At 58.7% G+C, this 22,173-nt stretch carries 19 protein-coding genes; 3 read left to right on the forward strand and 16 right to left on the reverse strand.

What is annotated here, in order from left to right:
• Positions 1-68: 68 nt before the first annotated feature.
• The 14 genes from nuoF to AC1RJ3_RS28425 all read right to left on the reverse strand — a co-directional run bounded on the left by nuoF (position 69) and on the right by AC1RJ3_RS28425 (position 16,234).
• A complete protein-coding gene (nuoF, locus tag AC1RJ3_RS28360; protein ID WP_019689821.1) occupies positions 69-1,424 on the reverse strand; it encodes an NADH-quinone oxidoreductase subunit NuoF in 1,356 nt (451 codons plus the stop codon).
• Positions 1,421-1,918, reverse strand: a complete 498-nt coding sequence (gene nuoE / locus AC1RJ3_RS28365) for an NADH-quinone oxidoreductase subunit NuoE (RefSeq protein WP_007970445.1) — start codon at positions 1,916-1,918, stop codon at positions 1,421-1,423. The genes nuoF and nuoE overlap by 4 nt, the downstream gene beginning before the upstream one ends.
• A gap of 2 nt (positions 1,919-1,920) precedes the next feature.
• Positions 1,921-3,705 (reverse strand): NADH-quinone oxidoreductase subunit C/D, encoded by a 1,785-nt coding sequence (gene nuoC / locus AC1RJ3_RS28370; RefSeq protein ID WP_054598365.1) that lies wholly within the window; start codon positions 3,703-3,705, stop codon positions 1,921-1,923.
• A gap of 73 nt (positions 3,706-3,778) precedes the next feature.
• Positions 3,779-4,453 (reverse strand): NuoB/complex I 20 kDa subunit family protein, encoded by a 675-nt coding sequence (locus tag AC1RJ3_RS28375; RefSeq protein WP_019689823.1) that lies wholly within the window; start codon positions 4,451-4,453, stop codon positions 3,779-3,781.
• A 10-nt stretch (positions 4,454-4,463) separates the two neighbouring features.
• Positions 4,464-4,877, reverse strand: a complete 414-nt coding sequence (locus tag AC1RJ3_RS28380) for an NADH-quinone oxidoreductase subunit A (RefSeq protein WP_007905050.1) — start codon at positions 4,875-4,877, stop codon at positions 4,464-4,466.
• 642 nt (positions 4,878-5,519) lie between these two features.
• Positions 5,520-6,845 (reverse strand): isocitrate lyase, encoded by a 1,326-nt coding sequence (gene aceA / locus AC1RJ3_RS28385; RefSeq protein ID WP_054597855.1) that lies wholly within the window; start codon positions 6,843-6,845, stop codon positions 5,520-5,522.
• Between the two features lie 498 nt (positions 6,846-7,343).
• Positions 7,344-8,165, reverse strand: a complete 822-nt coding sequence (locus tag AC1RJ3_RS28390) for a secretin N-terminal domain-containing protein (RefSeq protein WP_347927080.1) — start codon at positions 8,163-8,165, stop codon at positions 7,344-7,346.
• A 235-nt stretch (positions 8,166-8,400) separates the two neighbouring features.
• Positions 8,401-8,823, reverse strand: coding sequence for a GNAT family N-acetyltransferase (locus AC1RJ3_RS28395; protein WP_054597853.1), 423 nt, complete (start codon positions 8,821-8,823; stop codon positions 8,401-8,403).
• Positions 8,816-9,982, reverse strand: coding sequence for a ribosomal protein uL16 3-hydroxylase (locus AC1RJ3_RS28400; RefSeq protein ID WP_054597852.1), 1,167 nt, complete (start codon positions 9,980-9,982; stop codon positions 8,816-8,818). Before AC1RJ3_RS28400 ends, AC1RJ3_RS28395 begins: the two co-directional genes overlap by 8 nt.
• 85 nt (positions 9,983-10,067) lie before the next feature.
• Positions 10,068-11,438: an adenylosuccinate lyase gene (purB, locus tag AC1RJ3_RS28405; protein ID WP_103319869.1), complete on the reverse strand. Its 1,371-nt coding sequence runs from the start codon at positions 11,436-11,438 to the stop codon at positions 10,068-10,070.
• Between the two features lie 137 nt (positions 11,439-11,575).
• Positions 11,576-12,199, reverse strand: a complete 624-nt coding sequence (gene hflD / locus AC1RJ3_RS28410) for a high frequency lysogenization protein HflD (protein ID WP_054597850.1) — start codon at positions 12,197-12,199, stop codon at positions 11,576-11,578.
• The gene (mnmA, locus tag AC1RJ3_RS28415) at positions 12,196-13,329 is read right to left on the reverse strand and encodes a tRNA 2-thiouridine(34) synthase MnmA (protein ID WP_493081762.1); all 1,134 of its coding nucleotides are present in this window, start codon (positions 13,327-13,329) and stop codon (positions 12,196-12,198) included. Before mnmA ends, hflD begins: the two co-directional genes overlap by 4 nt.
• Before the next feature lie 59 nt (positions 13,330-13,388).
• On the reverse strand, positions 13,389-13,835 hold the full coding sequence (locus tag AC1RJ3_RS28420; protein ID WP_493081764.1) for an NUDIX hydrolase: 447 nt from the start codon (positions 13,833-13,835) through the stop codon (positions 13,389-13,391).
• Positions 13,836-14,008: 173 nt separating this feature from the next.
• On the reverse strand, positions 14,009-16,234 hold the full coding sequence (locus AC1RJ3_RS28425) for an NADP-dependent isocitrate dehydrogenase (protein WP_493081766.1): 2,226 nt from the start codon (positions 16,232-16,234) through the stop codon (positions 14,009-14,011).
• 492 nt (positions 16,235-16,726) lie between these two features.
• Between AC1RJ3_RS28425 and icd the strand changes: the two genes are divergently transcribed.
• A complete protein-coding gene (icd, locus tag AC1RJ3_RS28430) occupies positions 16,727-17,983 on the forward strand; it encodes an NADP-dependent isocitrate dehydrogenase (RefSeq protein ID WP_054597846.1) in 1,257 nt (418 codons plus the stop codon).
• 79 nt (positions 17,984-18,062) lie between these two features.
• On the opposite strand, the gene cspD is transcribed toward icd, so the two are convergent.
• The gene (gene cspD / locus AC1RJ3_RS28435; protein ID WP_162491273.1) at positions 18,063-18,326 is read right to left on the reverse strand and encodes a cold shock domain-containing protein CspD; all 264 of its coding nucleotides are present in this window, start codon (positions 18,324-18,326) and stop codon (positions 18,063-18,065) included.
• 223 nt (positions 18,327-18,549) lie between these two features.
• Between cspD and clpS the strand changes: the two genes are divergently transcribed.
• Positions 18,550-18,912, forward strand: coding sequence for an ATP-dependent Clp protease adapter ClpS (clpS, locus tag AC1RJ3_RS28440; RefSeq protein ID WP_015094394.1), 363 nt, complete (start codon positions 18,550-18,552; stop codon positions 18,910-18,912).
• 29 nt (positions 18,913-18,941) lie between these two features.
• Complete coding sequence (gene clpA / locus AC1RJ3_RS28445; protein WP_493081769.1) at positions 18,942-21,212, forward strand: ATP-dependent Clp protease ATP-binding subunit ClpA; 2,271 nt, start codon at positions 18,942-18,944, stop codon at positions 21,210-21,212.
• Positions 21,213-21,949: 737 nt separating this feature from the next.
• On the opposite strand, the gene AC1RJ3_RS28450 is transcribed toward clpA, so the two are convergent.
• Positions 21,950-22,173 (reverse strand): hypothetical protein (locus AC1RJ3_RS28450; protein ID WP_493081771.1); only part of this gene is annotated, 224 nt, incomplete at its 5' end.

Below are 22,173 nucleotides of genomic sequence, written 5' to 3' on the forward strand. Positions count from 1 at the left end.
CCAAACAGCCTGAAAAGGCGTCATCGGACGAAAGGCGAACGGCACGGACCGTTCGCCTTTTTAAAGCGTTAAGCGCCGACTACGATCGGCCTTGCCAGAGGCGGGACGGCGGCGCGGGTGGGCGCGATGCCGGCTTCGAACTCTGGACGGAAATACTTGATGGCACTGCCCAATGGCTCCACGGCACCCGGTGCGTGAGCACAGAAGGTCTTGCCTGGGCCGAGGAAGCCGACCAGACCCAGCAGGGTCTCGATGTCGCCGGCTTGCCCTTCACCGTTCTCGATGGCGCGCAGGAGCTTGACGCTCCACGGCAAACCGTCACGGCACGGGGTGCAGAAACCGCACGACTCACGGGCGAAGAACTCTTCCATGTTTCGCAGCAGGGACACCATGTTGACGCTGTCGTCTACCGCCATGGCCAGGCCGGTACCCATACGGGTGCCCACTTTGGCGATGCCGCCGGCGTACATTTGTGCGTCCAGGTGTTCCGGCAACAGGAAGCCGGTACCGGCGCCGCCTGGCTGCCAGCACTTGAGCTTGTAACCGTCGCGCATGCCGCCGGCGTAGTCTTCGAACAGCTCGCGCGCAGGGACGCCGAACGGCAGCTCCCACAGGCCAGGGTTCTTCACTTTGCCGGAGAAGCCCATCAGCTTGGTGCCATGGTCTTCACTGCCTTCGCGAGCGAGGGATTTGTACCAGTCCACGCCGTCGCCGATGATCGCCGGCACGTTGCACAGCGTTTCGACGTTGTTCACGCAGGTCGGCTTGCCCCACACGCCAACGGCGGCAGGGAAGGGCGGCTTGGAGCGCGGATTGGCGCGGCGGCCTTCGAGGGAGTTGATCAGTGCGGTTTCTTCACCGCAGATGTAACGCCCGGCGCCGGTGTGGACGAACAGTTCGAAATCGAAACCGCTGCCCAGGATGTTCTTGCCCAACAGGCCTGCAGCCTTGGCTTCTTCCACGGCACGGTTCAGGTGCTTGGCGGCGGTGGTGTATTCGCCACGCAGGAAGATGTAGCCACGGTAGGTTTTCAGTGCGCGAGCACTGATCAGCATGCCTTCGATCAGCAGATGGGGCAGTTGCTCCATCAGCATGCGGTCTTTCCAGGTGTTGGGTTCCATTTCATCCGCGTTGCACAGCAGGTAGCGGATGTTCATGGATTCGTCTTTGGGCATCAGGCCCCACTTCACGCCAGTGGGGAAGCCTGCGCCACCGCGACCCTTGAGGCCGGAGTCCTTGACGGTCTGGACGATATCGTCCTGGGACATGTCGGCGAAGGCTTTACGCGCTGCGGCGTAGCCGTTCTTGGCCTGGTACTCGTCGAGCCAGACAGCCTCGCCGTCGTCACGCAGGCGCCAGGTCAGCGGGTGAGTCTCTGCACTGCGCTTGATGCGGTTGGCAGGGCCGAAGGAAGTCAGGGTCATACGTAGCCCTCGAGCAATTTGGCAACGCCAGCAGGCTGCACATCACCGAATGTGTCGTCGTCGATCATCAACGCCGGCGCCTTGTCGCAGTTACCGAGGCAGCAGACCGGCAGCAGGGTGAAACGACCGTCGGCGGTGGTTTGACCCAGGCCGATGCCCAGCTTGCTCTGGATTTCGCTGACCACCGACTCGTGGCCGCCGATGTAGCAGACCATGCTGTCGCAGACGCGAATGATGTGACGACCGACTGGCTGACGGAAGATCTGGCTATAGAACGTCGCCACGCCTTCAACGTCGCTGGCCGGGATGCCAAGGATTTCGCCGATGGCGTAGAGCGCGCCGTCAGGCACCCAACCACGTTCCTTCTGGACGATCTTCAGGGCTTCGATCGACGCCGCGCGCGGGTCTTCGTAGTGATGCAGCTCGTGCTCGATGGCCGAGCGCTCGGTTTCGCTCAGGGCGAAACGGTCTGTCTGGATAAGCGTGCTGTTCATGCTTAGCGGTCCACGTCGGCCATAACGAAGTCGATACTACCCAGGTACGCGATCAAGTCCGCGACCATGCTGCCTTTGATCACCGAAGGGATCTGCTGCAGATGCGGGAAGCTTGGGGTGCGAATCCGGGTGCGGTAGCTCATGGTGCCGCCATCGCTCGTCAGGTAATAACTGTTGATGCCCTTGGTCGCTTCGATCATCTGGAAGGATTCGTTGGCCGGCATGACCGGGCCCCACGAAACTTGCAGGAAGTGCGTGATCAAGGTTTCGATGTGCTGCAGCGTGCGCTCTTTCGGCGGCGGCGTGGTCAGCGGGTGATCCGCCTTGTACGGGCCTTCCGGCATGTTGCGCAGGCACTGGTCGATGATCTTGATGCTCTGGCGCATTTCTTCCACGCGCACGATGCAACGATCATAGGCATCGCCATTGGCCGCCAGCGGCACTTCGAATTCGAAGTTCTCGTAGCCGGAGTACGGACGGGCCTTGCGCAGGTCGAAATTGCAACCGGTCGAACGCAAGCCTGCACCGGTGACGCCCCATTCCAGGGCTTCTTTGGTGTTGTAGGCGGCGACGCCGATGGTCCGGCCACGCAGGATGCTGTTGTCCAGTGCGGCTTTCTGGTATTCGTCCAGACGCTTTGGCATCCACTCGACGAAGTCCTTGACCAGTTTTTGCCAGCCGCGCGGCAGGTCGTGGGCAACGCCACCGATGCGGTACCAGGCCGGGTGCAGACGGAAACCGGTGATGGCTTCAATCACCGTGTACGCCTTCTGGCGGTCGGTGAAGGTGAAGAACACCGGGGTCATGGCGCCGACGTCCTGGATGTACGTACCCAGGAACAGCAGGTGGCTGGTGATCCGGAAGAACTCGGCCATCATGATGCGGATGACGTCGACCTTCTCTGGGACCTTGATGCCGGCCAGCTTCTCGACCGAGAGCACGTACGGCAGGTTGTTCATCACGCCGCCGAGGTAGTCGATACGGTCGGTGTAAGGGATGAAGCTGTGCCAGGACTGACGCTCGGCCATCTTCTCGGCACCACGGTGGTGGTAGCCGACGTCCGGCACGCAGTCGACGATTTCTTCGCCGTCCAGTTGCAGGATGATGCGGAATGCACCGTGAGCGGAAGGGTGGTTCGGGCCCAGGTTGAGGAACATGTAGTCCTCGTTGGCGCCGGAACGTTTCATGCCCCAGTCTTCAGGCTTGAAGCGTGCAGCCTCTTCTTCAAGCTGATGCTTGGCCTGCGTCAGGCTGAACGGGTCGAACTCGGTGGCACGGGCCGGGAAGTCCTTGCGCAGCGGGTGACCTTCCCAGGTCGGTGGCATCATGATGCGGGTCAGGTGCGGGTGGCCGGCAAAGTTGATGCCGTACATGTCCCACACTTCACGCTCGTACCAGTTGGCGTTCGGCCAGATACCGGTCACGGTCGGCACGCTGAGGTCGCTCTCGGACAAGGCGACCTTGATCATTACGTCACTATTACGTTCGATCGACATCAAGTGATAGAACACAGTGAAGTCGGCACCGTTCGGCAAACCCTGGCGCTTGGTGCGCAGACGCTCGTCCACGCCGTGCAGGTCATAGAGCATGACGTACGGCTTGGGCAGGTTGCGCAGGAAGGTCAGGACTTCGACGAGTTTGGCACGGGCAACCCAAAGCACCGGCATGCCGGTGCGGGTGGCCTGGGCGCTGAACGCCTCAGGGCCAAAACGATTGTTCAATTCGACGACCACATCCTGGTCGTCTGCCTTGTAAGGCGGGATGTACAGAGCACTGCCTGTAGTCATGGTTTTTTTATCGCTTTCGGTCAACGTAAAGAATGAAGCCAGTTTCTCGTTTCTTTGTAAGAACAGAGCTGGATCAGACTTCGTCGGGGCTGCGCAGGTTGGTTACCTGAATACGCTGTTCGCGGCGCTGTTCCTTTTGCGAAGGCATCTCGGCGCGGTAAACGCCTTGATCGCCAACGACCCAGGAAAGTGGGCGACGCTCCTGGCCAATCGACTCCTGCAACAGCATCAAGCCTTGCAGAAAAGCTTCAGGGCGGGGCGGGCAGCCAGGCACGTAGACGTCCACGGGCAGGAACTTGTCCACCCCTTGAACGACGGAGTAGATGTCGTACATGCCACCGGAGTTGGCGCACGAACCCATGGAGATAACCCACTTCGGCTCGAGCATCTGCTCGTAGAGACGCTGAATGATCGGCGCCATCTTGATGAAGCAGGTTCCGGCAATAACCATGAAATCCGCTTGACGCGGCGATGCCCGGATAACCTCGGCGCCAAAGCGCGCGATGTCGTGGGGCGCCGTGAAGGCGGTGGTCATTTCCACGTAGCAGCACGAAAGGCCGAAGTTATACGGCCACAGGGAGTTCTTACGCCCCCAGTTGATCGTGCCGTTAAGCACGTCTTCGAGCTTGCCCATGAAAATGTTTTTGTGGACTTGATCTTCTAACGGATCGGAGACGGTTTCCCGTGCGCCAATCGGGTACTGCTCGTTAGGAGCATCGGGGTCGATCCTGGTGAGATTGTATTGCATCGCCAAAGCCTCATTGTTTCAGCTTCGCCTGCCGCTTACGACGAGCTTCCGGAGCCCAATCAAGGGCGCCCACTCGAAATAGGTAGACAAGACCTGCCAACAGAATTGCTATGAAAACGAGAGCTTCGACGAATCCGGTCCAGCCGCTTTCGCGGACGGACACAGACCAGGCAAAGAGAAATAGGGCTTCGATATCGAAGATCACGAACAGCATCGCGACCAGATAGAATTTGGCTGAGAGCCGCAAGCGGGCGCCACCGGTAGGTAGCATGCCGGACTCGAACGGTTCGTTTTTGCTGCGGCCCCAGGCTTTTGACCCGAGGAGGCTGGAGACGCCGAGCATGAAGGCGCACAGGCCGCCGACACCCAGAAGGAAAATGGCAAAGCCCCAGTTGTGGGCCATGAGTCCTGTCGCTTCGGGCATGCTGGTAATCCTTAACAGAGAGCAAAGGTCTCTGAGCTTGAAAAGAAATAAAGCAGTGACGATATGTCGCAGCAATCAATCGCGGTGATTTTATGGCTAAACACCGAGCAAGTAAAATTCCTGTAGCGAAATTATTTATAAGAATAAGGACATAGCGCACCTCAAAAAGCCTGCAGCCCATGCGTTGCGGGCATTAGCAGGGGTTTCGTCAATAATGTTTTGTGCGAGTTGTAACGAACATGAATCGCGCCAAATGATAATCAATATTGTTTGCGGCGGTTTTTGAACTGTTATTCGGGGTGGTGGCTGGAAAGTTGCGCTTACATGCCGGCTACTGCAAGTAGTGCGCGGGGCCGTTTTACCCTGTTTTGCCGATTGAAATACCGCTCTGGATCAATGTTTTTGCTCGTCCTTGCTCCCCCTTCCTGTAGGAGCAAGGCTTGCCCGCGATGAACGATGACTCGGTTTGTCTGAAAAACTGCGGCGCACCCATCGCGGGCAAGCCTGGCTCCTACGAGGGCTTGTGGTGTTCGTGAAATTGCGGGCAAAAAAACGCCCCGAACCAGTCGGGGCGTCAGATGTGCGGCATTCCGGTTAGTTTTTTACTCGGTCCGGAAGGGCCGTTTGTTCGTTCGAATCAGATCAGTGGAACTGTTCTTCTTCGGTGGAGCCGGTCAGTGCGGTAACCGAAGACGAGCCGCCCTGAATCACGGTGGTCATGTCGTCGAAGTAGCCGGTGCCCACTTCCTGCTGGTGCGCTACGAAGGTGTAACCCTTGGCGGCGTCAGCGAATTCCTGCTCTTGCAGCTTCACGTAGGCAGTCATGTCGTTGCGGGCGTAGTCGTGCGCCAGGTTGAACATGCTGTGCCACATGTTGTGAATGCCGGCCAGGGTGATGAACTGGTGCTTGTAGCCCATGGCAGACAGTTCGCGCTGGAACTTGGCGATGGTCGCGTCGTCCAGGTTTTTCTTCCAGTTGAAGGAAGGCGAGCAGTTGTACGACAGCAGTTGGTCCGGGTATTCCTTTTTGATCGCTTCAGCGAAGCGACGGGCTTCGTCCAGGTCCGGCTTGGCGGTTTCGCACCAGATCAGGTCGGCGTACGGCGCGTAGGCCAGGCCGCGAGCGATAGCCTGGTCGAGTCCCGCGCGAACTTTGTAGAAGCCTTCCTGGGTGCGCTCGCCAGTCACGAATGGCTGGTCGTACGGATCGCAGTCGGACGTCAGCAAATCAGCAGCGTTAGCGTCGGTACGGGCCAGGATGATGGTCGGCGTACCGGCAACGTCGGCTGCCAGACGAGCTGCGATCAGCTTCTGTATGGCTTCCTGGGTTGGAACCAGTACCTTGCCGCCCATGTGGCCGCATTTTTTCACGGAAGCCAGTTGGTCTTCGAAGTGAACGCCGGCAGCGCCTGCTTCGATCATGCTCTTCATCAGCTCGTAGGCGTTCAGAACACCACCGAAACCGGCTTCAGCATCGGCAACGATCGGTGCGAAGTAGTCGATGTAACCTTCGTCGCCCGGGTTCTTGCCGGCTTTCCACTGGATCTGGTCGGCGCGACGGAACGAGTTGTTGATGCGCTTGACCACGGTCGGTACGGAGTCGACGGGGTACAGCGACTGGTCCGGGTACATCGATTCTGCAGAGTTGTTGTCTGCAGCAACCTGCCAGCCCGACAGGTAGATCGCCTGGATGCCGGCTTTAACTTGCTGTACCGCCTGGCCGCCGGTCAGGGCGCCCATGCAGTTGACGAAATCTTTCTCGGGGCGGAAGGCTGGCTTGGCACCCTGGGTAACCAGGTTCCAGAGCTTCTCGGCGCCCATTTTTGCAAAGGTGTGCTCAGGTTGAACCGAGCCACGCAGACGGACGACGTCAGCAGCGGAGTAAGTGCGTGTCACGCCTTTCCAGCGCGGGTTTTCAGCCCAGTCTTTTTCAAGGGCTGCAATTTGCTGTTCGCGTGTCAGTGCCATGGAGATAAACCTCGTCGCATAGGTCTGGTGGAAAATTCCTGTTGCCAGATACGCACATTCAAATGGGGCGTAGATGGCTGCTCGCTGACCAGAAGCTTAGGCGGTCAAGTCGGGTCTGGCGGGGAAGGCGACGGGATGAACGATGGGCTCGAGGATGAAAGCTGAGCAGGTAAGGGCGAACTGGCGGGCGCATTCGGGCGTCGTGGGCCTTTATACGATCATCAGTGTGTTGCCGGGCTACCTATTACGCTTCCGTCCCTCGGGACAACTTCGTTCCAGTCGCAACCTCGTCAAACACACCTTATGGGCGGTACAGACACGAATCGGCTCAGGTCGGTAAGGTTAGAGCGCGATCCGAAGGCCCTTGCCAGGGCCCCTGATTAGCGGGAGCGAGGCCATCATGCCTTCGCTTTTTTGGCTCGTCAAACGTTTTGTAGTGCTATTTTTCAAGCACTACATCTTTAGTCTAATACGACTAATCAGTCAGTTTTTGGTGTGTTAGTCCAAGGTGTCGACTTTGACTCGCAACGTCATGTCATCCCGTCCCTGAGTAGAGTAGCTGCGGCTCATAGCCTGTTTGTCGGCTTGCGTCTGGCGGTTGACGCCAGCCAGGGTGATCCACTCGCCCAGGCGGCCGCTGACGGTTGTGTCGGTACTTTGCACGTTCACTACATCGGGGCGTTCCTGGCTCATGCGGTCACGGTTGGTGCTGATTGCCAGGTGAACGATGTCGCCGGTAACGCTGGCGGTGACGTAGAAACCCTGGGTGACGTTGCGGTATTGGGTCTGGTTTTGCTGGTGAGCGTAGTTGTTGAGCGGGTTTTGCGGCTGGCCGGAGGTATTGGCCTGGGGCTGGCGCAAGGTGTTTATCTGGTTTGGCAGGCTGGTGTAGGTGTCGGTCTGGGTGGTGGTCAGCGGTACGCTCTGGCCGATCTGGATCAGGGCGGGTGTGCCTTCGCTGGTCTGGACCTGCTGGATGCCGCCTTCACGGCTGTCGGTGCTGTAGCTGATGATCTGCGTTTGCCGATCGGCGTTGTTTTGCTGGTTGTTTTCGTTGGTGTCGACCGTGATCAGCAGGCGCTTGGGTGCGGTGTCGAGCTGTGCGATCAGGGCTTTGAGTTCGTCGATCTTGTCGGGTTCGGCGTTGACGATCAGCTGGTTGCCGTAGGCGCTGACCTTGCCGTCCCTGCCGATAAAATTCTGCGCCACCGGCAGCAGGTCGGCGCTGGTGCGATTGTTGAGCTGCACCACCTCGGTAGCAGCGACGACCGAAAAACTGCAGGTCAGCAGCAGCGTGGTGAGCAGGGTGCGTAGGGACATGTCCGTTATCTCCGCGATCAAAGGCTTGAGTTTGCCAGTTTGTCGGCCTGCGGTGGGGCAAGTTGAATCGTAGACAGCAAAACGCCCCGCTACCTGAGGATAGCGGGGCGTTTTGTGGTGTTACTGGTGTGTACTTGTGGCGAGGGAGCTTGCTCCCGCTGGGCTGCGCAGCAGCCCTAATAATTTTGGGGCCGCTTCGCGACCCAGCGGGAGCAAGCTCCCTCGCCACAGGTAATCAGCCCTTGCGAACCATGTCCACGTGAGGAATCCCTGCTTCCAGGAACTCTTCACTGACCACGGTAAAGCCCAGGCGCTCGTAGAACGCTGTCGCCTGAACCTGCGCGCTGAGCATCTGCTGCTTGAGCCCGCGCTTCTCGGCTTCGCCGATCACTGCTTGCATCAGCTTGTCGCCGACCTTCAGGCCGCGCCAGTCCTTGAGTACCGATACCCGGCCGATGTGGCCATCGGGCAGCAGGCGGGCGGTACCAATCGGAAAGTCGCCTTCGAAGGCGAGGAAATGCACGGCGCTCGCGTCGTCGGCATCCCATTCCAGTTCGGGTGGAACGGATTGCTCGGCGATGAACACCGTTTCACGAATGCGCCGGATCTCGGCGTTATCCTTTTGCCAGTCTGCGACACGTACGCGAATTTTATTCATCAGCGAATCCCAGGCTACCTTGCTTGACCAGCTCGCACAGCAGGTTGCGGCCGTCTTCATCGCTCAGCCATTGGCCAAGGTTGTCGACGTGCAGCGCATCGGCGGCGCAAATCATTTTCAGCAGTTCGCGCAGTTTGCCCGGCAGATAACGGCTCTGGCCGCTGGCGAACAGCAGCAGGTCGTCGTCGACTTCGGACCAGGCCAGGCGCGCGCTTGGATTGCGAATCAGCACGGCGCCTTGTTCAAGGCTGCTCAGCAGGTCGTCTTCTTCCAGTTCCGGGCCAACCACCAGTTCCGGGTAGCGTGGCTCGGTCATGAACTGGCCGAACCAGGTCAGCAACAGGCGCTCGTCGCTCATGTGCTCGGCCAGCAGGCTTTTCAAGCGGTCGAGCGCATCGTGCTGGATCTGGTGCGGGTCGATCGCTGGCTGCGCGTCGGCATCGGTGTAGCGTTCTTCGTCAGGCAGGAACTGGCTGAGGAAGTCGGTGAAGTGGGTCAGCACTTCAGCGGCGCTTGGGGCGCGGAAGCCGACCGAGTAGGTCATGCAGTCATCGACGGCCACGCCGCAGTGGGCCAGGCGCGGCGGCAGGTACAGCATGTCGCCCGGTTCCAGGGTCCACTCGTCGGTGGCTTCGAAGTCGGCGAGGATGCGCAGGTCGGCATGTTGCAGCAGCGGACTGTCGGAATCGCACATCTGGCCGATTTTCCAGTTGCGCTTGCCGTGGCCTTGCAGCAGGAACACGTCGTAGTTGTCGAAGTGCGGGCCGACACTGCCACCCGGGGCGGCAAAGCTGATCATCACGTCGTCGATGCGCCAGCTCGGCAGGAAGCGGAAGTTTTCCAGCAGCTCGGCGACTTCCGGCACGAACTGGTCGACGGCCTGCACCAGCAGGGTCCACTCGCGCTCTGGCAGCTTGCTGAATTCGTCTTCGGCGAACGGGCCGCGACGCAGTTCCCAAGGGCGCTCGCCATGCTCGATGACCAGGCGCGATTCGACTTCTTCTTCCAGTGCCAGACCGGCCAGTTCGTCGGCGTCGATCGGGCTTTCGAAGTCAGGGATCGCCTGGCGGATCAACAGCGGTTTTTTCTGCCAGTAGTCGCGCAGGAATTCCCGTGCCGTGATGCCGCCCAGAAGTTGAAGAGGAGTATCAGGATTCATGTGTAACCTATTGAAAAAAAGCACTTTTCAGACGGGAATAAAAACGCCCGGCGCTGCCGGGCGTCTCAAAGGGTCAAGCGGTCGATCAGATGCGTTTGGCTTGTGCCACGGCGTTGCCGATGTAGTTGGCCGGGGTGAGCTTTTTCAGCTCGGCCTTTGCTTCGGCAGGCATGTCCAGTGCATCGATGAAAGTCTGCAACGCTTCAGGGCTGATGCCCTTGCCGCGCGTCAGTTCTTTCAGCTTTTCGTACGGGTTTTCAATGTTGTAGCGACGCATCACGGTCTGGATTGGCTCGGCCAGAACTTCCCAGCACGCGTCCAGGTCCGCAGAAATCTTCTGAGCATTGAGCTCTAACTTGCTGATTCCCTTGAGACTTGCTTCGTACGCAATCACGCTGTGGGCGAAGCCGACGCCGAGGTTGCGCAGTACGGTGGAGTCGGTCAGGTCGCGCTGCCAGCGGGAGATCGGCAGCTTGCTCGCCAGGTGCTGGAACAGTGCGTTGGCGATACCCAGGTTGCCTTCGGAGTTTTCGAAGTCGATCGGGTTGACCTTGTGCGGCATGGTCGAGGAACCGATTTCGCCGGCAATGGTGCGCTGCTTGAAGTAGCCCAGGGAGATGTAGCCCCAGATATCGCGATCGAAGTCGATCAGGATGGTGTTGAAGCGCGCGATCGCGTCGAACAGTTCGGCGATGTAGTCGTGCGGTTCGATCTGCGTGGTGTACGGGTTGAAGCCCAGGCCCAGCTCGTCTTCGATGAAGGCGCGGGCGTTGGCTTCCCAGTCGATCTCAGGGTAAGCCGACAGGTGAGCGTTGTAGTTGCCGACGGCGCCGTTGATCTTGCCCAGCAGCGGTACGGCAGCGACTTGAGCGATCTGGCGCTCGAGACGGTAAACCACGTTCGCCAGTTCTTTGCCCAGGGTGGTCGGCGAAGCCGGCTGACCGTGGGTGCGCGACAGCATCGGCACGTCGGCGAAGCGGATGGCCAACTCGCGGATGGCTTCGGCGGTTTGGCGCATCAGCGGCAGCATCACGTCATCACGGCCTTCGCGCAGCATCAGGGCGTGGGACAGGTTGTTGATGTCCTCGCTGGTGCAGGCAAAGTGGATGAATTCACTGACGTTGGCCAGTTCGGGCAGCTTGGCCGCCTGTTCCTTGAGTAGGTACTCAATGGCTTTAACGTCGTGGTTGGTGGTGCGCTCGATCTCTTTGACGCGCTCGGCGTGTTCCAGAGAGAAGTTTTCCGCCAGGGTGTTCAGCACGGCGTTAGCTTCGGCGGAGAACGCCGGCACTTCGCTGATGGCAGGATGAGCGGCCAGGCGCTGGAGCCAGCGCACTTCAACCAGGACGCGAGCACGGATCAGACCGTATTCGCTGAAAATTGGGCGCAGGGCCTGGGTTTTGCCGGCGTAGCGGCCGTCAACAGGGGAAACCGCAGTGAGCGAAGAGAGCTGCATGGGGTGTTCTCGGACAGTCGGGCAACGAAATGGGGCGCGTATCATACATGAAAAAAATCCGCCGGTCCGTTGCCAACTGACCAGCGTCTTACGCGTTACAGGCTACAAAAGGGTGTTGCTGGCTGTGCGGGTGTGGTTCAGCTGCTGCGCATCAGCGGATAAAGCTCTTTGAGCAGTTTGCGGCGACTGATCACCAACTGCCAGCGATGACCGCCCAACTGCCGCCACAAGCGCGCCGAGCGGATGCCGGCCAGCAACAGGGCGCGGATTTTCGAGGCGTTGCTTGGCTGCTGCAGGTTGCGCATGTCGCCGTGCACTTGAATGCGTTGGCGCAGGGTGCTCAAGGTGTCCTGATACAGCGCGCCACAGGCGGCGATCACGTTTTCGTGGGCCGGGCCGAAATGCTCGACCTGGGACTGAATCTGCGGCAAGCGCTTGCCGATCACTTCAAGCATGTCGCCGCGCTTGGCCAGTTGCCGCTCAAGACCGAGCATCGACAGGGCATAGCGCAAGGGTTCGCGCTGCAAGGTGCTCGGGTCGCGTTCAAGGGCGCCGATCAACGCGCGATAACCTTCGCGCAGATTGATATCGTCGCCGCCGTAGACCTCCAGCGTGTCCTTGGGGTCGATGATCAACAAGCTGCCAAGCATGCAGGTCAGGCCGGCTTCGCTGACCTGGCCGGTCTTGGCAATCTTGTCGACCAGCACGGCGGCGAGAAACACGCCGCCAAGCGCTGTCAGTTGCTCCTGAGTCGGGCTCATGCGCGCGAATCCTTGCTGCTCCAGGGTTCGGCGACTTCGATGACACCGCCACCGAGGCAAATCTCACCGTCGTAAAACACCACCGATTGACCAGGGGTGACCGCGCGCTGCGGGTCATCGAAGGTGGCGCGGTAGCCGTTGGCGGTTTTTTCCAGGGTGCAAGGCTGATCGCTCTGGCGATAGCGGACTTTCGCCGTGAGTTTGCGCGGCGAGCTCAGGTCGACCGGGTTGACCCAGTAGATGTCCGAGGCGAGCAGGGCGCGGGAGAACAGCCAAGGATGGTCATTGCCCTGGCCAACGATCAGTTCGTTGTGTTCCAGGTCCTTGATCAGCACGTACCACGGCTCGTCGCTGGCGTCTTTCAAGCCGCCGATGCCCAGGCCCTGACGTTGACCGATGGTGTGGTACATCAGACCATGGTGGCGGCCGATCACTTCACCTTCGGTGGTCTTGATGTCGCCCGGCTGTGCCGGCAGGTATTGCTTGAGGAAGTCGCTGAAGCGTCGCTCACCGATAAAGCAGATACCGGTGGAATCTTTCTTCTTCGCGGTGGCCAGGGCGTGTTTCTCGGCAATCGCGCGAACTTCGGGTTTTTCCAGTTCGCCGACCGGGAACAGGGTCTTGGCGATCTGTTCGCCGCCTACGGCGTGCAGGAAGTAGCTCTGGTCCTTGTTCGGGTCCAGGCCTTTGAGCAATTCGGTACGGCCATCGATGTCGCGACGGCGCACGTAATGGCCGGTGGCGATCAGGTCGGCGCCGAGCATCATGGCGTAGTCGAGGAACGCCTTGAACTTGATTTCACGGTTGCACAGGATGTCCGGGTTCGGCGTGCGGCCGGCCTTGTATTCGGCCAGGAAGTGCTCGAACACGTTATCCCAGTACTCGGCGGCGAAGTTGGCGGTGTGCAGCTTGATGCCAATCTTGTCGCACACGGCCTGAGCGTCCGCCAGGTCGTCCATGGCGGTGCAGTAGTCTGTTCCGTCGTCCTCTTCCCAGTTCTTCATGAACAGGCCTTCCACCTGATAACCCTGCTCGATCAGCAGAAGGGCGGAAACGGAAGAGTCCACGCCGCCGGACATGCCGACAATGACGCGCTTCTTTTGTGTGTCAGAAGGGGCTGGATCACGCATAGGGATTTAATGAGTGTCTTGAAAAAGGACGCGATTCTATCAGGCCCGAGCCTGCAAGGCTAAAGAGAAGGGCGGATCAGTTCGAGACTGAAGAGTTTACCGCTCAGGTAATCGTCGATACAGCGAATAATCAGCTCGCTGCGCCAGTGCTCGCGTTGCGCAAGGAGTTCGTCGCGGGTCAGCCATTTTGCGCCGACGATGCCGTCGTCGAGTTGATAGTCGGGGTGGTGTTTCACTGCTTTGGCGGCAAAACACACGCGCTGGTAAGTCACGCCGTTGCTTGGCGCGGTGTAGAGGTAGATGCCCACTACGCCAGTGGCTTCAACGTCCCAGCCGGTTTCTTCGAGGGTTTCGCGAATGGCGGCTTCGGTCAGGGTTTCGTTCGGGTCCAGATGCCCGGCCGGTTGATTGAGTACCGCGCGTCCGGCCTTGAGTTCTTCGACCATCAGGAAACGGCCGTTGTCTTCGACGATGGTGGCGACGGTGATGTGGGGTAGCCAATCCATGAATGTGCCTCGGATCATTGTAGGAGCAAAGCTTGCTCGCGATGGTATCACTGCGGTGTGTCTGTAAGGCCGCGGTGCCTGGATCGCGAGCAAGCTTTGCTCCTACAGGTTTGTGGGGTGTTGGAAGCAGAAACCCCGGCACGGGGCCGGGGCTTCTTTGCATCCTTACAACCTTAAACCAGCGCAGCAATCGCCGCGTTGAAGGTGTTGCTTGGGCGCATGGCCTTGCTGATCAGCTCGGCGTTGGCGTGGTAGTAACCGCCGATGTCGACTGGCTTGCCCTGAACGGCGTTGAGCTCGGCAACGATGGTTGCCTCATTCTCGGTCAGGGTTTTCGCCAGTTGGCTGAACTGCGCTTGCAGCGCTGCGTCTTCAGTCTGGGCGGCCAGGGCCTGGGCCCAGTACAGCGCCAGGTAGAAGTGGCTGCCGCGGTTGTCGATGTTGCCGACTTTGCGCGATGGCGACTTGTTGTTGTCCAGGAACTGGCCGGTGGCCTGGTCCAGGGTCTTGGCCAGCACCAGCGCCTTAGGGTTGTTGTAAGTAACACCCAGGTGCTCGAGGGAGGCGGCCAGGGCCAGGAACTCGCCCAGGGAATCCCAGCGCAGGAAGTTTTCTTCCAGCAGTTGCTGAACGTGCTTCGGTGCCGAACCGCCAGCGCCGGTTTCGAACAGGCCGCCGCCATTCATCAGTGGAACGATCGACAGCATCTTGGCGCTGGTGCCCAGCTCCATGATCGGGAACAGGTCGGTCAGGTAGTCGCGCAGTACGTTGCCGGTCACCGAGATGGTGTCCTTGCCTTCGCGAGTACGGGCCAGGGTGAAGGTCATCGCGTCGACTGGCGACATGATGCGGATGTCCAGGCCGGAAGTGTCGTGATCCTTCAGGTAAGCCTGAACTTTCTCGATCACTACGCCGTCGTGGGCGCGCATTGGGTCCAGCCAGAAAATCGCCGGCGTTGCGCTTGCGCGAGCACGGTTGACGGCCAGTTTGACCCAGTCCTGGATCGGCGCGTCTTTGGTCTGGCACATGCGGAAGATGTCGCCGGCTTCAACCGACTGCTCCAGCAGAGTGCGACCAGCGCTGTCGGAAACGCGAACCACGCCGTTTGCCTTGATCTGGAAGGTCTTGTCGTGGGAACCGTACTCTTCGGCTTTTTTCGCCATCAGGCCAACGTTTGGCACGCTGCCCATGGTGGTTGGGTCGAAGGCGCCGTGTTGCTTGCAGTCTTCGATCACCGCCTGGTAGATGGTCGCGTAGCAGCGATCCGGGATCACGGCCTTGGTGTCGTGCAGCTGGCCGTCGGTGCCCCACATCTTGCCGGAGTCACGGATCATGGCTGGCATCGAGGCGTCGACGATAACGTCGCTCGGCACGTGCAGGTTGGTGATGCCTTTGTCGGAGTTGACCATCGCCAGCGAAGGACGAGCGGCGTAGACCGCCTGGATGTCCGCTTCGATCGCCGCTTGCTGCTCGGCTGGCAACGCCTTGATGCGGGCGTACAGGTCGCCGATGCCGTTGTTCAGGTTGAAGCCGATCTGTGCCAACACGTCAGCGTGCTTGGCCAGGGCGTCTTTATAGAACTCGGCAACGATCTGGCCGAACATGATCGGGTCGGAGACCTTCATCATGGTGGCTTTCAGGTGAACCGACAGCAGAACGCCTTTTTGCTTGGCGTCTTCGATTTCTGCGGCGATGAAGCTGCGCAGGGCGTTTTTGCTCATCACGGCGCAATCGAGGATCTCACCGGCTTGCACGGTGGTTTTTTCTTTCAGGACGGTGGTGGTGCCGTCTTGAGCGATCAGTTCGATTTTCACGGCGTCAGCGGCGTCGATCAGGGCAGCTTTTTCGCTGCCGTAGAAATCGCCGGTGCTCATGTGAGCGACGTGAGACTTGGAGTCTTTTGCCCAGGCGCCCATTTTGTGCGGGTGCTTGCGAGCGTAGTTCTTGACCGACAGTGGCGCGCGGCGATCGGAGTTGCCTTCACGCAGAACCGGGTTTACCGCGCTGCCCTTGATCTTGTCGTAGCGGGACTTGGCGTCCTTGTCAGCGTCGCTGGTGACGGTTTCCGGGTAGTCCGGCAGTGCATAGCCCTGGGCTTGCAGTTCTTTGATCGCGGCCTGCAGTTGCGGAACCGAAGCACTGATGTTCGGCAGTTTGATGATGTTGGCTTCAGGCGTGACGGCCAGCGCGCCGAGTTCGGCGAGGTGGTCGGCTACGGCTTTATTACCCAATTGCTCGGGGAAGCTGGCCAGGATGCGCCCTGCAAGAGAGATATCGCGGGTTTCCACGGCGATATCAGCGGAGGCGGTGAAGGCCTCTACGATAGGCAACAGTGAATAGGTGGCGAGGGCTGGGGCTTCGTCGGTGAAGGTATAGATGATCTTCGAGCGGTTGGGCATATTCGGATTAACTCTCTTCTTTGCTAAAGCGTGCGCAGAAACTCGAGGGGCGCCGGGTAAGCGCGTTCGTTCAAAGTCATCCATGAGCCGAATGTCGAGGTTTCTTCGCGGTGATGTTGGGTGCATCAGTCGAGCGTCAAGCGGGCGGACTGCGGTAACAGTCCAGCTTTAATCGGGCGGAAAGTCTCGTAATAGAGACCTTCGCCTGCGTGACCCTGCGGTCAGCGGCGGCATTATACATAGGTAGCTGGCAATCTGCCGATGGTTCATATGCAACGAATATCGTCCATTGGTCTAAAGGTCGCAGGCGTGCGTGGGGCGTAGAGTCGTCCACCGTGCTTGAGTTTGGCGCTTTTCCCTTTGCTTTCAGACTTGTACGTCGCGAACTGTGCGGCTTTGCGGCAGATCGATGGAACATAGGGTTTGCGTGCCGATTCAACTGGGGTACGCTCGGACGAAGCCAGATGTTCAATCCAAACAATGGAGTTCAGCATGGGATACAAGAAGATTCAGGTTCCAGCAGTCGGCGACAAAATCACCGTCAATGCAGACCATTCTCTCAATGTTCCTAACAACCCGATCATCCCTTTCATTGAAGGTGATGGTATCGGCGTTGATATCAGCCCGGTCATGATCAAGGTTGTCGATGCTGCTGTTAAGAAGGCTTACGGCGGCGAGCGCAAAATTTCCTGGATGGAAGTCTACGCCGGGGAAAAAGCGACTCAGGTTTACGATCAGGACACCTGGCTGCCTCAGGAAACTCTGGATGCAGTCAAGGATTACGTGGTTTCCATCAAGGGTCCGCTGACCACTCCGGTCGGTGGCGGTATCCGTTCCCTCAACGTTGCTCTGCGTCAGCAGCTTGATCTTTATGTGTGCCTGCGCCCGGTGCGCTGGTTCGAAGGCGTACCGAGCCCGGTCAAGAAGCCTGGCGACGTCGACATGACGATCTTCCGCGAGAACTCGGAAGACATCTACGCCGGTATTGAATGGAAGGCCGGTTCGCCGGAGGCGACCAAGGTCATCAAGTTCCTTAAAGAAGAAATGGGCGTTACCAAGATCCGTTTCGACCAAAATTGCGGTATCGGCATCAAGCCGGTTTCCCTGGAAGGCACCAAGCGTCTGGCACGCAAGGCCCTGCAATACGTTGTCGACAATGATCGCGATTCGCTGACCATCGTCCACAAAGGCAACATCATGAAGTTCACCGAAGGTGCCTTCAAGGAGTGGGCCTACGAAGTGGCTGCCGAAGAATTCGGCGCAACCCTGCTCGACGGCGGCCCGTGGATGCAGTTCAAGAACCCGAAAACCGGCAAGAACGTCATCGTCAAGGATGCCATCGCCGACGCCATGCTCCAGCAGATCCTGCTGCGCCCGGCTGAATACGATGTGATCGCGACCCTGAACCTGAACGGCGACTACCTGTCCGACGCCCTGGCAGCTGAAGTCGGTGGTATCGGTATCGCGCCAGGGGCCAACCTGTCCGACACCGTGGCGATGTTCGAAGCCACCCACGGCACTGCACCGAAGTACGCCGGCAAGGACCAGGTCAACCCGGGTTCGCTGATTTTGTCTGCTGAAATGATGCTGCGTCACATGGGCTGGACCGAAGCGGCCGACCTGATCATCAAGGGCACCAACGGCGCAATCTCGGCCAAGACCGTGACCTATGACTTCGAACGTCTGATGGAAGGCGCCAAACTGCTGTCTTCTTCCGCGTTCGGCGATGCGCTGATCTCGCACATGTAAGCTGATTTGCGTTAAATAAAAAACCGGCCGACTCAAATGATGAGTCGGCCGGTTTTTTATGTCTCTAAGTTTGCTGGTATCAGCTCAACGCACGCTCGTGCTGGACGGTCGTTGCAGGTGCGGGCGCATTGGCCTTTACTGTAGCTGAGTCGATGTTGATCGCGTGCAGGCCTTTGGGGCCCTGGATGATCTCGAAACTCACGGATTGGCCTGCTTTCAAGGTCTTGTAGCCGTCCATTTTAATGGCCGAGTAGTGGGCAAAGAGATCTTCCTCCTTGCCGTCCTCGTTGATGAAGCCATATCCCTTGGCATTGTTGAACCACTTGACCTTACCGCTAGCCATGCTCATATCCCTCTGCAACAGACTCCATCACTGGAGTATCATCCAGTTAATCCGCATCAACCCTGAAATGGGGTTGGCTGTGCGGACCTTTTTTACCCACCGTGGGCTCTATTGGTTGTAACACTGATTTGCCGATAGTCAAGGTGACCAAGCAGTCGGGGTTGAAAAGCTCTGGGGCCGCCCCCACCACTGTATTCAGCTCAACTAACGAACCTTTCTTTCCATGCATGCTATCAGCCAGATTCGACTAACATTCAATCAGGATCGCCCTGATTTACACGACGACGATTCAGCAGGCATTGCTGTACAGGAGGCCAAGCCTGCGTTACAGGCGCCGCCGATGTACAAGGTGGTTTTGTTCAATGATGACTACACACCGATGGATTTCGTCGTCGAAGTGCTCGAGGTGTTTTTTAACCTGAATCGCGAGCTGGCGACCAAGGTCATGCTGGCCGTCCATACAGAAGGACGGGCAGTATGTGGAGTGTTTACCCGCGACATCGCCGAGACCAAGGCCATGCAGGTCAACCAGTACGCCAGGGAAAGCCAGCATCCGCTACTCTGTGAAATCGAGAAGGACGGTTAACGCCGACCACTTGGGTATGAGGTGAAGCTATGTTAAACCGCGAGCTCGAAGTCACCCTCAATCTCGCCTTCAAGGAGGCGCGTTCGAAACGTCATGAGTTCATGACCGTCGAACACCTCCTGTTGGCTCTATTGGATAATGAGGCAGCCGCCACCGTTTTGCGTGCGTGCGGCGCAAACCTCGACAAACTCAAGCATGACCTGCAGGAGTTCATCGACTCCACCACGCCTTTGATCCCCCTTCATGACGAGGATCGCGAAACCCAGCCAACCCTGGGCTTCCAGCGTGTACTGCAACGTGCTGTCTTTCATGTACAGAGCTCGGGCAAACGCGAAGTAACTGGCGCCAACGTGCTGGTTGCAATCTTCAGTGAGCAAGAGAGTCAGGCGGTGTTCCTGCTGAAACAGCAGAGCGTTGCACGCATTGATGTCGTCAATTACATCGCTCATGGCATCTCGAAAGTGCCTGGGCATGGCGAACACTCTGAAGGTGAGCAAGATATGCAGGACGACGAGGGCGGTGAGTCTTCTTCTTCAGGCAATCCTCTGGATGCATATGCCAGCAACCTCAACGAACTGGCGCGCCAGGGGCGTATCGACCCATTGGTCGGGCGTGAAATGGAAGTTGAGCGTGTCGCGCAGATTCTGGCGCGTCGGCGTAAAAACAATCCGTTGCTGGTCGGCGAGGCAGGCGTGGGTAAAACCGCAATTGCCGAAGGTCTGGCCAAGCGCATTGTCGACAATCAGGTGCCTGATCTGTTGGCCAATAGCGTGGTTTATTCGCTCGATCTGGGCGCATTACTCGCTGGGACCAAATACCGTGGCGATTTCGAGAAACGCTTCAAGGCGTTGCTCAATGAGCTGAAAAAACGTCCGCAGGCGATCCTGTTCATCGACGAGATCCACACCATTATTGGTGCAGGTGCCGCCTCTGGTGGTGTCATGGATGCTTCGAACCTGCTCAAGCCGCTGCTGTCGTCGGGTGATATCCGTTGCATCGGTTCGACCACGTTCCAGGAATTCCGTGGAATCTTCGAAAAAGACCGTGCGCTGGCACGGCGCTTCCAGAAGGTCGATGTGTCGGAGCCTTCGGTCGAAGACACCATTGGTATCCTGCGCGGTCTCAAGGGGCGTTTCGAGCTCCATCACAATATCGAATACAGTGATGAAGCCCTGCGCGCCGCTGCCGAACTGGCATCGCGCTACATCAATGACCGGCACATGCCGGACAAGGCCATCGACGTCATCGACGAGGCGGGCGCCTATCAGCGTCTGCAGCCGATCGAGAAGCGTGTGAAACGCATCGAAGTGCCTCAGGTCGAGGACATCGTGGCGAAGATCGCGCGGATTCCGCCAAAACACGTCACCAGCTCCGACAAAGAGTTGCTGCGTAACCTTGAGCGCGATCTGAAGTTGACGGTGTTCGGCCAGGATGCGGCGATTGATTCCTTGTCGACCGCGATCAAGCTGTCCCGTGCGGGTCTGAAGTCGCCTGACAAGCCTGTCGGTTCGTTCCTGTTTGCCGGCCCTACCGGGGTCGGTAAAACCGAAGCGGCCCGGCAACTGGCCAAGGCGCTCGGGATCGAACTGGTTCGCTTCGACATGTCCGAATACATGGAGCGCCACACCGTTTCGCGTTTGATCGGTGCACCTCCGGGGTACGTCGGGTTTGATCAGGGCGGCCTGCTGACTGAAGCGATTACCAAGCAGCCTCACTGCGTGCTGTTGCTCGATGAAATCGAGAAGGCGCATCCGGAAGTCTTCAACCTGCTGTTGCAGGTCATGGACCACGGTACGCTTACCGATAACAACGGGCGCAAGGCGGATTTCCGTAACGTGATCGTCATCATGACGACCAACGCCGGTGCCGAAACCGCAGCTCGGGCGTCTATCGGCTTCGCGTATCAGGATCACTCGTCCGACGCAATGGAAGTGATCAAGAAGAGCTTTACGCCGGAATTCCGTAACCGTCTGGACACCATTATCCAGTTTGGTCGCCTCAGTCATGAGGTCATCAAAAGCGTGGTGGACAAGTTCCTTACCGAACTGCAGGCGCAGCTGGAAGACAAGCGTGTACTGCTCGAGGTCACCGACGCTGCACGCAGTTGGCTGGCGGCCGGTGGTTATGATGCGACGATGGGTGCGCGACCAATGGCGCGCTTGATCCAGGACAAGATCAAGCGTCCGCTGGCGGAGGAGATTCTCTTTGGCGAACTGGCCGAGCATGGCGGTGTGGTACACATCGACATCAAGGATGGCGAGTTGACCTTCGACTTTGAGACTACTGCTGAAATGGCCTGACGGTTGTTGCTGTTGCTTTAAAGCAGAAGGCGCCTGGTGGCGCCTTTTTGCTGTCTGTGGATTTGGGTTTGGGTTTCGGGTGTATATCCGTTGCTGCGGTAACGGCTGCTGGCGGTTTCGCCCTTACGGCGACTCACTTTTTTTACAAGCGCCTAAAAAAAGTAAGCAAAAAAACGCTCGCCCCAAGCGTACGGCACCTCGCTTAGGCTCGGCGTTCCCTCGCTACGGTATTCATCAGGAGGCATCGCCTACGGTCTGCTTCGCGACGACCTCCTCTCGATGTGTCCGGCTACGCCGTACGGCGCTACGCGCCTACCTCCTGATGAACACCTCCACTCGGCCTCCCGAAGGGGCGGGTGGATCAAGATCAACAGCGGCAGGCGAGCTAACGCTCGGCCTGTTGAGTGGTGGGGGGATGCGCTGCTTTGCCTTTTTTGCCTTTTTTGTGGGAGCCGGGCTTGCTCGCGATGACGGCCTGAAAGCCGACCAATCACTCACAGATGTACGCCATTCAAAAGTGTGGGAGCTGGCTTGCCTGCGATGGCGGCCTGACAGCCGACCAATCTCTTGCAGATGCACGCCAATCCATTGTGGGAGAGCCTGCTCGCGATGGCGATCTGACAGCCGGCGTATCTCTTGCGGATGTACACCAATTAAAACTGTGGGGGCTGGCTTGCCTGTGATGGCGGCCTGACTGTTGATCGGTTTCTGATGGATGTACTCGAATTACAGTGGGCCTACAAAACGCTTTGGCTTTGGCTTTGGCTTTGGCTTTGGCTTTGGCTTTGGCTTTGGCTTTGGCTTTGGCTTTGGCTTTTGATCTTGATCTGCTTTTGATTTTTCGCCCCATCGGCAGGCCGAGCGTAGGTGTCCATCAGGGGGTAGGCGCGCAGCGCCGTTCGACGAAGTCGAACACATCGAGAGGAGGTCGTAGCGAAGCAGACCGTAGGCGATGCCCCCT

The sequence above is a fragment of the Pseudomonas sp. GW822-FHT04C11 genome (assembly GCF_058800905.1).